A 16601-nucleotide genomic window follows, 5' to 3' on the forward strand; every position below is an offset into this window, starting at 1 on the left:
CAAACAATGAGTAGACAGCCCCAATAAGCTGCCTACTTTTGTCAGATTATCATGAGGACATTTATAACAGAATAATCATTTCTAACAACAAATCAAAAATACAATGAGTAACCAACTTGAAAAAGTAAAGGAGCTTATCGCCCTACGCGAAACTGCTCGTTTGGGTGGAGGAGAGAAAAGAATTGAATCACAGCACAAGAAAGGCAAATACACCGCACGCGAACGTATTGCCATGTTGCTGGATGAAGGTAGCTTCGAAGAGTTCGATATGTTCGTACAACACCGTTGTACTAATTTCGGTATTGAAAAAACCAAATATCTGGGCGATGGTATCGTAACAGGTTATGGTACCATTGATGGTCGTCTGGTATATATCTATGCACAGGACTTTACCGTATTCGGCGGAGCTTTGTCAGAATCTCTAGCCATGAAAATTTGTAAGGTGATGGATCAGGCAATGAAAATGGGAGCTCCCGTTATCGGCTTGAACGATTCCGGAGGCGCCCGTATCCAGGAAGGTGTAAATGCCTTGGCCGGTTATGCTGAAATCTTCCAGCGTAACATTCTGGCATCCGGTGTTATCCCCCAGATTTCCGGCATATTCGGTCCATGTGCAGGCGGAGCCGTTTATTCTCCGGCTTTAACAGACTTCAACATCATGACTCGCGGAACAAGCTATATGTTCCTGACAGGTCCGAAAGTGGTAAAAACAGTAACAGGTGAAGATGTCACTCAAGAAGAACTGGGTGGAGCAAGTGTACATACGACAAAATCCGGCGTTGCCCATTTCGCTGTCGATACGGAAGAAGACGGATTACAATTAATCCGCAAATTAATCAGCTTCCTGCCACAGAACAATTTGGAAGAAACCCCGTTAATCGAATGTAAAGATCCGATTGATCGCTTGGATGACAATCTGAACGATATTATACCCGACAATCCTAACCAAGCTTATGATATGTACGAAGTTATCGGTACTATCATCGATAATGGCGAGTTTTTGGAAGTACATGCCGACTATGCTAAGAACATCATCGTTGGTTTTGCTCGTTTCAACGGACAAACTGTCGGTATCGTAGCTAACCAGCCGAAAGTGATGGCTGGCTGTCTGGACAGCAATGCCTCCCGTAAAGCCGGTCGTTTCGTTCGTTTCTGCGATGCGTTCAATATTCCTTTGGTAACTTTGGTAGATGTACCGGGCTTCCTTCCGGGTACAGGCCAGGAATATAATGGTGTAATCCTGCATGGTGCCAAATTGCTTTATGCATACGGTGAAGCTACCGTTCCCAAGGTTACCGTTACTCTGCGTAAATCTTATGGCGGTGCTTATTGCGTGATGAGTTCCAAACACCTGCGTGGCGATATGAACTATGCATGGCCTACTGCCGAAATCGCAGTGATGGGACCAAGCGGTGCCGTAGAAGTTATCTTTGCCAAAGAAGTGGCTGCCTCCGAAGACCCGAAAGCTTGTGCTGCAGAAAAAGAAGCCGAATACAAAAAAGCATTTGCTAATCCTTACAATGCTGCACAATACGGATATATCGATGATGTTATCGAACCGCGTAACACTCGTTTCCGGATTATTCGTGCTTTGCAACAATTGCAGACTAAGAAATTGAGCAATCCTGCCAAGAAACATGACAACTTGCCTCTATAATTCTTAAAACAGGAAATGAATATGATGAATAAGAAAATAGGGGTATTGCTGCTATTTGCTTTATTGTTCTCTTTCGGAGCAAAAGCACAGCGTGCAACCTCCATGCGAATAAATGAAGTGCTGGTCATCAATGAAGACAATTTTGTTGATGATTACGGTAAACGCCATGCTTGGATTGAATTGTTCAACAATTCGGCCGGTTCGGTTAATATTCAGGGTTGTTTTTTGACAAACGATAAAAATAATCCGAAGAAATATCCAATTCCCAAAGGGGATGTCCTGACCCTTATCCACCCACGTCAGCATACTTTGTTCTGGGCGGACGGAGAACCCAATCGCGGTACTTTCCATCTTAATTTTACTCTTGACCCGTCAAAAGAAAATTACATAGCCTTATATGACGCCGACGGAAAAACGCTGATTGATGAAGTTATTATCCCGGCTTCACAAAAAGCCGATATAAGTTACGGGCGCATCGTTGACGGACAAGAACAGTGGGCGCAACTGACAAAAGTCACTCCCAGTACCAACAACATGACATTGGATTCAAATGAGAAAATCGATAACTTTAAAAAGAATGACTCCATGGGTATCGGTATGACTCTAACAGCAATGGCTGTTGTGTTCACCGGATTATTCCTGCTGTTCTTTATTTTCAAACAAATCGGTAAAATCTCTATCGCTGCCAGTAAGCGCAATGCCCAAAAAGCCGCAGGCTCCACCACGACCATTGCATCTAACATCGGTCAGGAATCCGGAGAAATATTTGCTGCTATTGGAGCCGCTTTGTATGAAATGAGCGATGATAATCATGACATCGAAAATACAGTTCTTACTATCCGGAAGGTACAAAGGACTTATTCTCCATGGAGTTCAAAGATATACAGTTTGCGTGAAGTACCCAGAAAGTAATTATCCCTAAAAACAAACAAGAATGAAAAGTTTTAAATATACCATTAACGGTAACGTATATAAAGTACATATCAATTCAGTAGTAGATGATATTGCTGAAGTAGAAGTAAACGGTACTCCTTATCATGTAAAAATGGAGAAACCGGCAAAAAAACAGATGGTCACATTGAAACGTCCGGCTCAAGCTCCTACTACGGCAAGCGGCGAACCGGTTGTTTCCCGTCCGACAGCCTCTACAAGCAAAGGTGCCGTCAAATCTCCACTGCCAGGAGTAATCCTGCAGGTAAACTGTAACGTTGGTGATACAGTTAAGAGAGGGCAAGGTTTAATTGTCCTTGAAGCCATGAAAATGGAAAACAACATCAACGCCGACCGTGACGGTAAGATTATAGAAATAAAAGTAAACAAAGGAGATTCTGTACTGGAAGGTGCTGATCTCGTCGTAATCGGATAGTATTATGTTAGGATCAGTATTATTACAAGCGGCAGGAGCACAAGAAAGTTTTCTCCAGTTTTTAGGAGAAAACCTACAACTGTTCCTCACCTACACAGGAGTATACAATGCGACACCCGGTCATATCATTATGATTTTGGTGGGTCTGTTGTTTATCTTCCTGGCCATTAAATATGAATTTGAACCCATGCTTCTTATCCCTATCGGATTCGGTATCCTGATTGGAAATATTCCTTTCAAAGATGCCGGGCTACAGATAGGTATTTATGAGCAAGGGTCTGTGCTTAATATCCTGTATCAGGGTGTTACTTCCGGCTGGTATCCGCCGTTAATCTTCCTCGGTATCGGAGCAATGACCGACTTCTCTGCTTTGATTTCCAATCCGAAGCTGATGTTGATTGGTGCTGCTGCCCAATTCGGTATTTTCGGTGCTTACATTATCGCTCTTCAGATGGGCTTCGAGCCGAACCAAGCAGGTGCTATCGGTATTATCGGGGGAGCTGATGGTCCGACCGCCATCTTCCTTTCATCCAAGCTGGCTCCAAACCTGATGGGAGCAATCGCCGTATCAGCATATTCTTATATGGCATTGGTTCCAATCATACAGCCACCTTTCATGAGACTGTTGACTACCAAAAAGGAACGCTTGATTCGCATGAAACCGCCGAGAGCCGTTTCTTCTACGGAAAAAATCATTTTCCCGATTGTAGGCTTGTTGCTGACTTGCTTCTTAGTTCCTTCCGGTCTGCCTCTACTGGGTATGCTATTCTTCGGTAACCTGCTGAAAGAAAGTGGTGTAACACGCCGTCTGGCTGAAACAGCCCGCGGTCCGCTGATTGACACAATCACCATTTTATTGGGTGTGACGGTAGGTGCTTCCACACAGGCAACTCAATTCCTGACATTGAATTCTATTAAGATTTTCGGTCTGGGAGCTTTATCATTTGTGATTGCAACTTGTGCCGGTATCTTGTTCGTCAAATTCTTCAACTTATTCTTGAAAGAAGGCAACAAGATTAACCCGCTCATCGGTAACTCCGGCGTATCTGCCGTACCCGACTCAGCCCGTATCTCTCAGAATGTAGGTCTGGAATACGACCCGACAAACTATCTGTTGATGCACGCTATGGGTCCGAACGTAGCAGGTGTGATTGGTTCTGCCGTAGCAGCCGGTATCCTGTTGGGTTTCTTAGGATAATAGGTCAAATATTATATGAAAAAGGTTTTGTATCCGGTGATACAAAACCTTTTTCTTGTTTCAACTCAAATATTCTGCTCAATTGTAAGAGGGTCTGTTTCCGGGTTCGATTCTTCTTCCAGTGTTGTTCCTAAAAACAACCAAACCATTAAAAGTACAATCGATAATATAACCCCCAAAATCAGCAGTACATTTGCATTTTTCCGTCTCATATCTTCATTTTCTGTTTGATTTAAGATAGAACAAAAGATATAGACATTTAGTTTAAGCTTGTATATTTCGATTTTTGCCCAATTGAATACGTTTTCCATTATTTTCCCAGCACCTTATTTTTTGCTATCGTAGCCTGAAACTCTTTCAGATAGAACGGTTCGAAATAGGCCACATCCACAAAATCCCCGGCTTCAAACGCTCTCTCTGCCAAAGGAACAATCTCTACGGCCAAAGGAACAATATCATCCATAAATACAGCATTTGAGGAAGTTATAACGTCCTTGCATTTCATTGCACCATTGCCGAAGAAACAAACTTTTCCTTTATTAAGACAATCGATATACGTATCAACACCTACAATATCAGCTGCCGTTTTCCGGACAATCCGGAGCGAAGCATCGTAAATAGCTGCATAAACCTCCATCCTACGGGCATCCAGCATAGCACAATATAGGCAATCGGCCGTTTCATTATTTCGCTTAATCGCCGTATGAGCCATTATCTCCAAAGTAGGAACGGAAATCAACGGAATACCAGAACCAAAACAAAGCCCCTTGGCTACGGAAACCCCGATACGTAACCCGGTATAAGACCCGGGGCCGCTACTCACGGCCACAGCATCAAGCTGTCCCCCCTTTTGTTTCAATACGGAAAGAGCTTCTTCCACATATACCCCTAACAATGCCGCATGCGACGGTCCATCGAACGATGTTTTCTCAAAAACGATTTCCCCGTCCGCAGACACAGCGACGGAACAAACAGATGTTGAAGTTTCAATATTTAAAATGCATGCCATATGAATTAAAATTGAAAATCGGCTGTTGAAAGTTAGTCCCTCCAAACGCCAATTCGGTTATAGCGACAAAGGTACACAAACATATGACGATAGATAACCCCGCGGAGAAAATATTTTGTTGCATTTCCTATTTCTAAAGTCTACAAAAGAACAAACCCTAACAAGTGACCGAGGGACTGAAAAAATTATTTCAGTCTGGTATACAGTTCATATCGGTGTATCATACAATGAATCCACCTCTTTCCTAAAGTAAAAATCCTAATAGTAAGAACTTTCAGATTATTTTCCGTAAATTTGCAAACTAATTTTTCAGAAGAATGATACAATCCATGACAGGATTCGGCAAGGTTACAACCGAACTTCCTTCTAAAAAAGTAACCGTAGAAATAAAGGCACTAAACAGTAAGCAACTTGATCTTTCAACCCGCATACCGTCTATTTACAAAGAAAAGGAGATGCAAATACGAACCTTGCTCCTTCAAACTTTGGAACGGGGAAAGGTAGAATTCAATATTTTTATTGAATATATTGGTAAAGATACACCTACACAGATTAATTTCTCCGCGGTCGAAAACTACTATACTCAAATTAAGAATATTGCTGAAAAGTTGGACATCACCCTGCCAGCCGACTGGTTTCAGACATTGCTCCGCATGCCGGATGTTATCAAAACAGAGGTTCAGGAAGTCGACGAGTCCGAATGGGAAGTGGTAGAAAAAGCTATTCAGGAGTCTATTCAGCATCTGTGCGATTTCCGTATTCAGGAAGGCGCCATGCTCCAGAAACTATTCGAACTAAAGATTGCCAATATCGCACGTCTGCTTTCCGAGGTAGAACTATACGAGAAAGAACGTATTGAAAAGGTGAAGAACCGCATCATGGATAACCTTGAAAAAATAGCAGGACAAGATTACGATAAAAACCGGTTCGAACAAGAAATGATCTACTATATTGAAAAGTTAGACATAAACGAAGAAAAAAACCGACTGGATAACCATCTGAAATATTTCATCAGTACAATGGACAGCGGACAGGGACAGGGGAAAAAACTAGGTTTCATCGCCCAAGAAATAGGACGTGAAATCAATACGCTCGGTTCTAAAAGTAATCATGCGGAAATGCAAAAAATCGTGGTCCAGATGAAAGACGAACTGGAACAAATCAAGGAACAGGTATTGAACGTATTATAATAGAAAAACAAAATAACAATGGCTGGCAAACTAATTATATTTTCCGCCCCGTCCGGTTCCGGAAAATCAACCATTATTAACTACTTGTTGAAGCAGAATTTGAATCTGCATTTTTCTATTTCGGCTACCAGCCGTGCTCCACGCGGTACGGAAAAGAATGGAGTCGAATATTATTTCCTGACTCCGGACGAATTTCGTACACATATTGAAGCGGGAGACTTTCTTGAATACGAAGAAGTATATACCGACAAATATTATGGTACATTAAAAAGCGAAGTAGAACGCATACTGAATGAAGGGAATAATGTGATTTTCGATGTGGATGTCGTGGGAGGATGCAATATTAAAAAGTATTACGGCGACCGCGCTTTATCCGTATTTATCCAACCTCCCTGCATTGCCGATTTACGCAAACGTTTGGAAGGAAGAGGTACGGATGCTCCCGAAGTCATCGACAGCCGCATAGCCAAAGCGGAATACGAATTGAGCTTTGCCGACAAATTCGACGTAATCATCGTTAACGACCAGTTGGAGACAGCTCAGAAAGAAGCATTGAAAGTAATCAAAGATTTTCTCGAAAAAAATGAGCAGCACAAAATTATCCCGTAAATGGTTGTACATATTTGCATGTATCGCTATCGCAGCCTTAGTCACCTGCATTTTCGCGCTTCTTCATGAGGAATACATAATCGCAATCGGTACAGGATTGGTTTTAGGAGCCCAGATTATTAATATTGTACAATGGAAGAAAAAACAGTGACATACAAACGCGCCGGATTGAAAACCGGCATCTATTCCGGTTCATTTAATCCGGTTCATATCGGTCATCTAGCACTGGCTAATTGGCTATGCGAATATACGGAACTGGATGAGCTATGGTTTCTGGTCACACCCCATAATCCTTTGAAAGCCAAGGAAGAACTGATGGATGATCACTTCCGCTACGAACTGGTAAAGAAATCTATAGCCAATTATCCCAAATTCCAGGTCAGTGACTTTGAATTTTCACTTCCCCAACCGACTTATACAATTAATACACTCCGAGCTTTAGAGAAAACTTATCCCGACCGAGAATTTTACTTTATCATAGGAGCGGATAACTGGAAATATATTACCCAGTGGGTGGAATACGAATCGCTTCTTTCCAATTACCCGATTTTCATCTATCCACGTAAAGGTTTCGAAGTCGAAATCCCGACACAATATCCCCATATAAAAATGGTGGATGCACCGCTGATTGAAATATCCTCTACATTCATACGTAAAGCATGTGAAGCAGGAAAAGACATTCGTTTTTTCCTGCCGGAAGCGATACGCGAAGTATTACATAATTAGTAACCTCATCCTTAAAGCATCCACAATCTGTTGTTTTAAATCTTTGGCATTTAACGGTTTTGCCGTATAGCCATCAAAGCCGCTATCCATAATTCTTTGTTCGTCGGAAGCGAAGGCATATGCCGTAACAGCAATAATCGGTACGACTTTTGATAACTTACGAATTTCATTGGTTGCTTCATATCCATTCATTTCCGGCATATTTATATCCATTAAAATAAGATGGGGTTGATATTTCTTAAAAAGTTCGACAGCTTCTTTTCCATTCCAAGCGTGCAAAAGATTATACTCGTGCTTCAATATAGACTCAAACAATTTAAAATTCCCGACATTGTCTTCAGCAATAAGGATTACTATTTTATCATTCTCTACTTTTATTTTTTCATAAACCGGAACAGAAACAATTTTCTTTTCAACTGGAATATAAGGGAAAGTAAACCAGAAAGTAGTGCCCTTTTCCACTTTCGATTCAAGCCAAATCTCTCCCCCCATATACTGAACAATCATCTGACAAATAGACAGCCCCAAGCCAGATCCTTGAGCAAAGTTGTTAAGCTTGACAAAACGTTCGAATACTCTTTTTTGCTGGTCTTCCGGAATACCGCTGCCGGTATCGGAAACGTAGAAACGAAGTCGTTTGTTTTCATCTATCGAATACCCGAAACGGATATATCCTTCTTGTGTGAACTTGATTGCATTTGTCATTAAATTAGTAATCACCTGCATCAAGCGACTTTTAGGTATCAAAACATAGCATTCGGGAAGAGTTTTTTCAAATACGACCTGCACTTTCTCTGAAGCTCTCAGCTGCATGGATTGCTGCAATTCACGAAGTAACCCATTTATGTCAACTTCAACATTCACAAAATCCAATGTATTGGATTCTATCTTCGACAAATCTAATATATCGCTAATCAATTGCAAAAGAAGCACATTATTACTCTCTATAATATTTACATACTCTTCTTTTTCCTCCTCTTCATTTGCTGAGGCCAAAATATTAGAGAATCCGACTATTGCATTAAGAGGAGTCCGTATCTCATGGCTCATATTTGCCAGAAACGCCGACTTCAACCGGTTAGACTCTTCTGCCTTATTTCGTGCGGAGACCAGTTCTTGTTCTATTTTTTTACGGTCGGTTATCTTTAGCGACGAACCGATTAATGAGGTTGGACTGCCATCCGCATCTCTCTCATTCACCGTTGCATAAGCTTCTATCCACTCCCACGAATGCAAGCCATTTCGTTGCTGATACACCCGGTACTCCTCTTTTATCCGATCGATTTTGCCATCTATTAAATCCTGATAAGCTTTTCTTATTCGTTCGCGGTCCTCCTTATAAATCCGATCAAAATACAAATCTTCCGGCACGGCCAAAGAATATTCAGCACTCGAACCCGGACTTTTCACCTCTTTTGGATGATTCACATCACAAAAGATTGTACCTTCCTTTAAGTTCCACTTCCAAGGAACCAGGTTTGCAACATCCAGTGACATTGACAATTTATAATTAGAGGTACGAAGTAGCTGCTGAGTTTTCAACAGTTCTGTCGTATCAATAAGAAAAAGATCTATACAACCTTCCTCGGATGAAGAAACTATTATCATACTGTAATAACAATCTGTACGCTGATAATAAAATTGAGAATCAACTATTTTGTTCTCCTTAAGAACCAGTTTACAAATGCTCAAGTATTCGCCCTTCTGGCTATATTGTAAATCATTCCCAGTTTTATCGACCACACGATGCCGTGGCACAAATTGCTTTTCGAAAGCCATATTCACATCCAATGTAATAAAATCAAGCGGAGTACCCACTTCATCAAACAAAATTCTCTGCTTCATATAGGAAATCGGCATATTATTAACTAATCGGCTATAGCTTCTCATCAAACCAATTTCCTTATCTTGAAACTGTCTCTTCTTATTCAAATAGCCGATTATCAACACAAAAACAATAATAACGACAAAAAACAGAACACAAATCAGATATATTTTATATTGTTCCCAGAATCCCAACGGCTTCATATAAAAAACTGTATTTTCAGGAGCAGCCGAAAGAGGGAGTCCTATTCTCTTAAAGACAGAGTAATTCATTACCGGATATGGCCCGGCAGGTTTCTGTATTTTATGAGGAGAATTTCCGTTCAATATCTCAGACAACGTTTGCTGAATAACGTTCTTTATACTCGAATTCGGGAAAATACATCCACCCAGCATACCACTCGATTGCAAATCAATATCGTTAAGGACGAATATAGGTAAAGATGTATAAGCGCCCAACATTCTATAAGTTTCCGTATTGATGACCAAGTTCCCGTATTGATTTTTAATACTGTACCAGGAAAAGAACAAAATACCTGTTCGTTTATCAGCCTGTTGCATAGCGCCTATCAAGCTGTCCGTATCCATATCATCCGCCGTTAACAATTCTAATTGTATATCCGGATAATCTTGTTTGATTATCTCTTCTATCTCAAATCGATTCTGGCAACTGACATATCTCTTATCAGATAGAAATAACAAACGGTTCATATCCGGTATCAAAGTTTTCATCAACGAAATAGTCTGAAGGATACATTCAGGTATGTAAATAACTGTCAATTTCTTATTATCCTGTAGTGCCAGAGATACAGGTATCCGCTCAGACGGTAAAACCACCTTTTTATAGAGATAGCAATCAGCAGGTCCCATATAATCTTTTTCTACAAAAAGCAAAGTCGGTATTTCACTTCCCCATTTCTTGTTTAATACATCTTTTAATAATGTGTATGCACTATTTCCCAATATAACAATAATCTTCGGTACTTGTTCATATTTCTGAAAAAGTTGATTTTCAAAAAGAGTCAACTCTTCTTTCGTATCAAGCGACAACATATTCATATGCTCCGTATATACGGCTAATTCTTCACTTTCATTCACCAATTGATCATAAATCGATGTAATAATAGTACGCGACCATGGCGAAGCTTCGGTATACGAGTTCAAAACAAGAACATAATCCTTTCTCTCAGAACCTGCCGAAGAGACCACGCTGAATACAGACAATAATAAAAGAACAGTGAAGAACACTCTTTTATTTCTACCCCCGAAAAAATACATACAAATCATTTTTTTGTTGATTTTCAGCAAATATACGTCATAAACAAAAACGACAAGCAATTTTCCTGAAAAAAGAAGCATAATAAAAATCTTCACCCTCAAAACGAAAGGATTATGTACAGAACAAGCAAACTACCACTCACTTTTGCCGATAAGTAAGAAAAGTTTTGTACTTTTGCGCCGTATTATACAAAATAATAGCATAATGAATCTATTAGAATTGAGTGAACAGGAAATCATCAGACGTAACAGTATGGAACAGTTACGCCAGATGGGGATAGAGCCTTATCCCGCAGCTGAGTATGTAACCAATGCATTTTCCAAAGAAATAAAAGAATCTTTTAAAGACGATGCAGAGCCTCGTCCCGTCAGCATTGCCGGCCGTATTATGAGCCGTCGTATCATGGGAAAGGCATCCTTTATGGAACTGCAGGATTCCGAAGGCAGAATACAAGTTTATATTTCACGCGATGACATTTGCCCGGATGAAGACAAAGAATTATATAACACTGTATTTAAGAAACTATTGGATATCGGCGACTTCATTGGAATTAAAGGATATGTATTCCGCACTCAAATGGGTGAAATATCTGTCCATGCACAGGAACTGACCGTACTATCCAAATCACTCAGGCCGTTACCTATTGTCAAATACAAAGACGGAATTGCCTACGATTCATTTGAAGATCCCGAACTCCGTTATCGCCAACGGTATGTGGATCTTATTGTTAATGATGGCGTAAAAGAAACATTTCTTAAACGTGCCACGGTCATCAAAACGATACGAACCGTATTGGATGAAGCTGGGTATACAGAAGTTGAAACACCCATCCTGCAATCTATCCCCGGTGGAGCAAGCGCACGTCCTTTTATAACTCATCATAATTCACTGGACATCGACCTTTATCTGCGTATCGCCACAGAACTCTATTTGAAACGGCTGATTGTAGGCGGTTTTGAAGGTGTATATGAGATTGGAAAGAATTTCCGTAACGAAGGTATGGACAAAAATCATAATCCGGAGTTTACTTGTATGGAATTGTATGTACAATACAAGGATTACAATTGGATGATGAGCTTCACTGAAAAGTTATTGGAACGTATTTGTATCGCTGTAAATGGCAGTACGGAAACTGAAATCGATGGAAAGACCATCAGTTTCAAAGCACCTTATCGCCGTCTGCCCATTCTGGATGCCATCAAAGAGAAAACCGGTTACGACCTTACCGGCAAAAATGAAGATGAAATTCGTCAAATATGTAAAGAATTAAAAATGGGAGTTGACGATACTATGGGTAAAGGTAAGCTGATAGACGAAATCTTCGGTGAATTCTGCGAAGGAAGCTTTATACAACCGACATTCATCACCGACTATCCAATAGAAATGAGCCCGTTGACTAAAATGCACCGCAGCAAGCCCGGCCTTACCGAACGCTTTGAACTGATGGTGAACGGAAAAGAACTGGCGAATGCCTACAGCGAGCTAAACGACCCTATCGATCAGGAAGAACGTTTCAAAGACCAACTTCAATTGAGCGAAAAAGGTGACGATGAAGCGATGTTTATTGATCAGGATTTCCTGAAAGCATTGCAATATGGTATGCCTCCTACATCGGGCATCGGCATCGGTATCGACCGTCTGACTATGTTGATGACAGGTAAAGCATTTATTCAGGAAGTATTATTCTTCCCTCAAATGCGTCCTGAAAAAATCGTCAAAAAAGATGCTACCGACAAATATGTGGCATTAGGTATTCATGAAGCTTGGGTTCCCGCTTTACAAAAAGCCGGATACATAACTGTGGACACACTGAAAGACGTAAATCCGAACAAGCTGAGACAGGAACTTTGCGAAATGAATAAAAAATATAAACTGGAATTGCAAAATCCAGCAGCCAAGGAGGTGGAAGCGTGGATTGCTAATGCAGCTAAATAAAGTTATACTATGAATTTGCCCGGAAAAATTGCAATAATGGGTGGTGGTAGCTGGGCTACTGCTTTAGCCAAGATTGTACTTTCTACACAAGATAGTATTAACTGGTATATGCGCCGGTCAGACCAGGTAGAAGAGTTCCTGATACTGGGACATAATCCCGGTTATCTCTCCGCTATTAAATTCGACACGAATAAAATTAATTTTTATACGGATATAAATGAAGTAATCCGGGATTCGGATACGCTTATCTTTGCGACCCCGTCTCCTTTCCTGAAACAACATTTGATGAAGATTACTACCCCAATGGATAAGAAATTTATTATTTCAGCCATTAAGGGAATCGTACCGGACGAAAATATGTTGGTTGCCGATTATTTCTCTGAATATTATAATGTCCCGCTCGACAATATAGCAGTAATAGGCGGACCGTGTCATGCTGAAGAAATTGCTCTGGAACGGCTTTCGTATATTACGTTGGCCTGCCCGAACATCGAACATGCAAAAGCGATTGCTCCAGTATTTAAGAATCAATATTTGAACAATTATTGTTGCAAAGACGTTACAGGTATTGAATATGCTTCCGTATTGAAAAATGTATACGCAATCGTAGCCGGTATTTGTCACGGAATGAAGTACGGGGATAATTTCCTGGCAGTATTTATCTGCAATGCAATTGAAGAGATGCGTAACTTCCTTAATGCGGTTCACGGATTAGAACGTGATGTCACCGACTCTGTTTATCTAGGTGACTTATTGGTGACAGCTTATTCCCGTTTCAGCCGGAACCGAACATTCGGAACCATGATTGGTAAAGGTTATTCTGTGAAGATTGCCCAACTCGAAATGGAAATGATAGCAGAAGGTTATTACGGGACCAAGTGTATCCATGAAATCAACGAAAAATATCAGGTAAATATGCCGATACTGGATGCGTTATATGACATTTTATACGAAAAGAAATCGCCGACTACCGTTATCCGGCAGTTGACAGAAACATTTAAATAACGTAAAGGCGCATATTATGCGCCTTTTAATATATCGATATAATATGAAGAACATCAGTCTTAACATCGACAAAGCACTGGGTAGCATTACTAAAGAACAAGTATACGCTCAGGCTACAAAAGCAAGTGCATGCAACGCTACTTTGCAAAACGGTAATGGAGCAGGTAATGACTTTTTAGGTTGGTTGCACCTCCCCTCTTCCATCACAGATGCAGAATTGACAGATATTGAAAACACAGCAAACGTACTCCGCTCTAAATGTGAAGTAGTTGTAGCTATCGGTATCGGAGGAAGTTACTTAGGAACAAAAGCGGTAGTGGAAGCATTAAACAACAGCTTTGACTGGTTGCTGGGAGAACGCAAAAATCCGGTTATAGTATATGCCGGCCACAATATCGGAGAAGATTATCTGTATGAACTTTGTGAAGTACTGAAAGGTAAACAATTCGGTCTGATTAACATTTCTAAATCAGGTACGACTACCGAACCGGCTTTGGCTTTCCGTATGCTGAAAAAACAATTGGAAGATGCTGTAGGTAAAGAAGAAGCAAAACAGCGTATCGTTGCTATTACAGATGCAAAAAGAGGAGCATTACGCACACTGGCCGATCAGGAAGGTTACAAAACGTTTATTATTCCGGATAATGTAGGTGGCCGTTTTTCTGTTCTGACTCCAGTTGGTTTGTTACCTATCGCTGTTGCCGGTATCAACATTCGCGACTTGGTAACCGGAGCTGTTTCTATGGAAAAAGCTACAGATGTAAACATTCCTTTTGCAGATAATATTTCCGAGATTTATGCTGCAACACGCAACGAACTCTATAAGAGTGGTAAAAAGATTGAAATCTTAGCAAATTTCCATCCGAAACTTCATTATATCGCTGAGTGGTGGAAACAGCTGTACGGTGAAAGTGAAGGAAAAGAACATAAAGGTATTTTCCCGGCATCAGTCGACCTGACTACTGACCTGCACTCTATGGGGCAGTGGATTCAAGATGGAGAACGTACCATCTTTGAAACTGTTATCTCTGTTGAAGAGCCTAATCATACTGTGCTTGTCCCCACAGACGAAGCAAACTTGGATGGCCTTAACTTCCTCGCCGGCAAACGAGTTGACGAAGTAAACAAAATGGCTGAACTGGGTACGCAATTAGCACATGTGGACGGAGGCGTTCCCAATATAAAGATTACAATGCCGGAAGTAAGCGCTTACTATATTGGCCAGTTATTCTACTTCTTCGAAAGAGCTTGTGGTATAAGTGGTTATATGTTAGGTGTCAATCCTTTTGACCAACCGGGTGTTGAAGCATACAAAAAGAATATGTTTGCCCTGTTAAATAAGCCGGGATACGAGAAGGAAAGCGAAGCTATCAAAGCACGATTATAAAAAGTATTTTGCTTACAATATAAGCTGTCCGGACATTTCTGTCATAGTCATAGATTTGTCCGGACAGTTTTTTATTTCCTTTTATGCTCTGAAACTGTATTTAGTTGTTCTAGTAAACATTTTCCGGCTTTAAATTTTACAGAGATACGTGAAGGAATCTGGTAAGGTTCGCCTGTTTTAACATTGCGTCCAGGACGTTCAACTTGTTTCCATTGTACAAAATGCCCGAAACCATAAAAAAGAATCTTGTTCCCTTTACAAAGCTCTTCACCGATAATATCAATAAAAGTATCGACAATTAGGCCTATTTCCGTATCTTTATAACCAGTCCGTTCAGACAACCTTTTAATAAACTGAATCTTATTCATATATTTTCACTTTCAAGTGTAACAAAAATATTTTCCGATACAAACATGCGAATAAACAAGAGCTTCCTGCATCCACAAAAACACAGATTAATGTACCTAGAAAACAATAAATTGAATTAGTTCAAACAGAACTATGTCATTTCGAAGGCAAAATTATGAAATAAATCTTAAATGTTGGAATAAAAAATCTTAATTATTATAATGCGTGTTGTGTTTTCCTTTTTTCCTTTTTTGTATAAGTACTTCTTTCATCAAAAAACTCTTTTTAGCAAGGGTTAAATTGAATTAGTTCTGTTTGAACTATGTCCAAATAAAAAAACCATCAATGTATATTAAAATATACATTGATGGTTTTTATCTTATATGAGATTACTTTATTTACATTCTGTAGCGTAATCCAGCCATCGCTGTACCCATATGCCCAAAACCAACTTCTATAAAACCGGCAATTTGTCTGCCAACTTCTATCCCTACAGGAGAAACCTGATACATAAAAAATACTTTTGTCGCCGTTTTCTCTTCCGGCAAAGTTTGTTCATTAATAAAAGAAGCTTTTGTTGTCGCAATAGCAATACCTGCATTCACTCGAGAATATAGGGTCACCAGATTATAATTATACCAATTATATTTCAATGAGGGACAAATCGAATGGAATGAATTGTAAAAATCACCCACAACATTCGTATTCCTCAAAATACGCTTGTCACTATTCGTATATGAATACACAATCCCAAATCCCAGATTATCATCCGGATAAAAAAGATAGCTGATATTCAAAGATCCGAATTTTCCTTTATCATCATACAAATCAACAGATTCGCCGGACGGATTAAAATAATTCTCGTAGTAGTGCAGTAAGTCCACCACCGGCAAGGTACCATAACTCAGAGAAACCTCATGCTGTAAGTCTGTCCAATCTTCGGCTTTTGCCTGAAAAGAAAGGGAAAACAGCATCATCGCGAACAATAATAGACCTTTCTTCATATTCTTCAGTTTTTATTGATAATTATTATGGCCCGACTAGCCGGGATACATGTATCAAAGATAA

The 16601-nt window shown here is 40.1% G+C and carries 15 protein-coding genes; 10 read left to right on the top strand and 5 right to left on the bottom strand.

Annotation, left to right across the window (positions count from 1 at the left end; genetic code table 11):
• Positions 1 to 103: 103 nt before the first annotated feature.
• Genes DW103_RS15330 through DW103_RS15345 form a run of 4 tightly spaced genes read left to right on the top strand, consistent with a single transcriptional unit; the run spans position 104 to position 4221 of the window.
• A complete protein-coding gene (locus DW103_RS15330) occupies positions 104 to 1657 on the top strand; it encodes an acyl-CoA carboxylase subunit beta (RefSeq protein WP_122277707.1) in 1554 nt (517 codons plus the stop codon).
• 21 nt (positions 1658 to 1678) lie between these two features.
• Positions 1679 to 2569 carry an OadG family transporter subunit gene (locus DW103_RS15335; protein ID WP_122277766.1) on the top strand — a complete coding sequence of 297 codons (891 nt, stop codon included), beginning with the start codon at positions 1679 to 1681 and terminating at the stop codon, positions 2567 to 2569.
• A 22-nt stretch (positions 2570 to 2591) separates the two neighbouring features.
• Complete coding sequence (locus tag DW103_RS15340; RefSeq protein WP_122277709.1) at positions 2592 to 3023, top strand: biotin/lipoyl-containing protein; 432 nt, start codon at positions 2592 to 2594, stop codon at positions 3021 to 3023.
• A gap of 4 nt (positions 3024 to 3027) precedes the next feature.
• Positions 3028 to 4221, top strand: a complete 1194-nt coding sequence (locus tag DW103_RS15345; protein ID WP_122277711.1) for a sodium ion-translocating decarboxylase subunit beta — start codon at positions 3028 to 3030, stop codon at positions 4219 to 4221.
• Between the two features lie 65 nt (positions 4222 to 4286).
• On the opposite strand, the gene DW103_RS18290 is transcribed toward DW103_RS15345, so the two are convergent.
• A complete protein-coding gene (locus DW103_RS18290) occupies positions 4287 to 4433 on the bottom strand; it encodes a hypothetical protein (RefSeq protein WP_199653038.1) in 147 nt (48 codons plus the stop codon).
• Positions 4434 to 4531: 98 nt separating this feature from the next.
• Positions 4532 to 5230 (bottom strand): tRNA (adenosine(37)-N6)-threonylcarbamoyltransferase complex dimerization subunit type 1 TsaB, encoded by a 699-nt coding sequence (tsaB, locus tag DW103_RS15355; protein ID WP_122277715.1) that lies wholly within the window; start codon positions 5228 to 5230, stop codon positions 4532 to 4534.
• A 317-nt stretch (positions 5231 to 5547) separates the two neighbouring features.
• Between tsaB and DW103_RS15360 the strand changes: the two genes are divergently transcribed.
• The 3 genes from DW103_RS15360 (at position 5548) to nadD (ending at position 7755) form a co-directional block, all read left to right on the top strand.
• Complete coding sequence (locus DW103_RS15360) at positions 5548 to 6420, top strand: YicC/YloC family endoribonuclease (protein WP_199653040.1); 873 nt, start codon at positions 5548 to 5550, stop codon at positions 6418 to 6420.
• Positions 6421 to 6438: 18 nt separating this feature from the next.
• On the top strand, positions 6439 to 7029 hold the full coding sequence (gene gmk / locus DW103_RS15365) for a guanylate kinase (protein ID WP_122277719.1): 591 nt from the start codon (positions 6439 to 6441) through the stop codon (positions 7027 to 7029).
• A gap of 132 nt (positions 7030 to 7161) precedes the next feature.
• On the top strand, positions 7162 to 7755 hold the full coding sequence (nadD, locus tag DW103_RS15370) for a nicotinate (nicotinamide) nucleotide adenylyltransferase (RefSeq protein WP_122277721.1): 594 nt from the start codon (positions 7162 to 7164) through the stop codon (positions 7753 to 7755).
• Here the strand turns inward: nadD and DW103_RS15375 are convergent.
• Positions 7744 to 10857, bottom strand: coding sequence for an ATP-binding protein (locus DW103_RS15375; protein ID WP_122277768.1), 3114 nt, complete (start codon positions 10855 to 10857; stop codon positions 7744 to 7746). The two genes, nadD and DW103_RS15375, sit on opposite strands and share 12 nt — an antisense overlap.
• A gap of 205 nt (positions 10858 to 11062) precedes the next feature.
• On the opposite strand from DW103_RS15375, the gene lysS reads away from it, so the two are divergent.
• Genes lysS through DW103_RS15390 form a run of 3 tightly spaced genes read left to right on the top strand, consistent with a single transcriptional unit; the run spans position 11063 to position 15185 of the window.
• A complete protein-coding gene (gene lysS, locus DW103_RS15380) occupies positions 11063 to 12793 on the top strand; it encodes a lysine--tRNA ligase (protein WP_122277723.1) in 1731 nt (576 codons plus the stop codon).
• A gap of 9 nt (positions 12794 to 12802) precedes the next feature.
• Complete coding sequence (locus DW103_RS15385) at positions 12803 to 13798, top strand: NAD(P)H-dependent glycerol-3-phosphate dehydrogenase (RefSeq protein ID WP_122277725.1); 996 nt, start codon at positions 12803 to 12805, stop codon at positions 13796 to 13798.
• A gap of 43 nt (positions 13799 to 13841) precedes the next feature.
• Entirely contained in the window at positions 13842 to 15185 is a 1344-nt protein-coding gene (locus tag DW103_RS15390) for a glucose-6-phosphate isomerase (RefSeq protein WP_122277727.1), read from the top strand.
• A gap of 71 nt (positions 15186 to 15256) precedes the next feature.
• On the opposite strand, the gene DW103_RS15395 is transcribed toward DW103_RS15390, so the two are convergent.
• Positions 15257 to 15553 carry an HU family DNA-binding protein gene (locus tag DW103_RS15395; protein WP_122277729.1) on the bottom strand — a complete coding sequence of 99 codons (297 nt, stop codon included), beginning with the start codon at positions 15551 to 15553 and terminating at the stop codon, positions 15257 to 15259.
• 378 nt (positions 15554 to 15931) lie between these two features.
• Positions 15932 to 16537 (bottom strand): hypothetical protein, encoded by a 606-nt coding sequence (locus DW103_RS15400; RefSeq protein ID WP_147381224.1) that lies wholly within the window; start codon positions 16535 to 16537, stop codon positions 15932 to 15934.
• Between the last annotated feature and the right edge of the window lie 64 nt (positions 16538 to 16601).

Source organism: Parabacteroides sp. AM08-6 (genome assembly GCF_003473295.1).
Classification (GTDB): Bacteria; Bacteroidota; Bacteroidia; order Bacteroidales; family Tannerellaceae; genus Parabacteroides.

Bases quoted from the DNA above. Each gene is read 5' to 3' on its own strand.
- DW103_RS15330 (WP_122277707.1), top strand. From the start codon at position 104: ATGAGTAACCAACTTGAAAAAGTAAAGGAGCTTATCGCCCTACGCGAA.
- DW103_RS15335 (WP_122277766.1), top strand. From the start codon at position 1,679: ATGATGAATAAGAAAATAGGGGTATTGCTGCTATTTGCTTTATTGTTC.
- DW103_RS15340 (WP_122277709.1), top strand. From the start codon at position 2,592: ATGAAAAGTTTTAAATATACCATTAACGGTAACGTATATAAAGTACAT.
- DW103_RS15345 (WP_122277711.1), top strand. From the start codon at position 3,028: ATGTTAGGATCAGTATTATTACAAGCGGCAGGAGCACAAGAAAGTTTT.
- DW103_RS18290 (WP_199653038.1), bottom strand. From the start codon at position 4,433: ATGAGACGGAAAAATGCAAATGTACTGCTGATTTTGGGGGTTATATTA.
- tsaB (WP_122277715.1), bottom strand. From the start codon at position 5,230: ATGGCATGCATTTTAAATATTGAAACTTCAACATCTGTTTGTTCCGTC.
- DW103_RS15360 (WP_199653040.1), top strand. From the start codon at position 5,548: ATGATACAATCCATGACAGGATTCGGCAAGGTTACAACCGAACTTCCT.
- gmk (WP_122277719.1), top strand. From the start codon at position 6,439: ATGGCTGGCAAACTAATTATATTTTCCGCCCCGTCCGGTTCCGGAAAA.
- nadD (WP_122277721.1), top strand. From the start codon at position 7,162: ATGGAAGAAAAAACAGTGACATACAAACGCGCCGGATTGAAAACCGGC.
- DW103_RS15375 (WP_122277768.1), bottom strand. From the start codon at position 10,857: ATGTATTTTTTCGGGGGTAGAAATAAAAGAGTGTTCTTCACTGTTCTT.
- lysS (WP_122277723.1), top strand. From the start codon at position 11,063: ATGAATCTATTAGAATTGAGTGAACAGGAAATCATCAGACGTAACAGT.
- DW103_RS15385 (WP_122277725.1), top strand. From the start codon at position 12,803: ATGAATTTGCCCGGAAAAATTGCAATAATGGGTGGTGGTAGCTGGGCT.
- DW103_RS15390 (WP_122277727.1), top strand. From the start codon at position 13,842: ATGAAGAACATCAGTCTTAACATCGACAAAGCACTGGGTAGCATTACT.
- DW103_RS15395 (WP_122277729.1), bottom strand. From the start codon at position 15,553: ATGAATAAGATTCAGTTTATTAAAAGGTTGTCTGAACGGACTGGTTAT.
- DW103_RS15400 (WP_147381224.1), bottom strand. From the start codon at position 16,537: ATGAAGAAAGGTCTATTATTGTTCGCGATGATGCTGTTTTCCCTTTCT.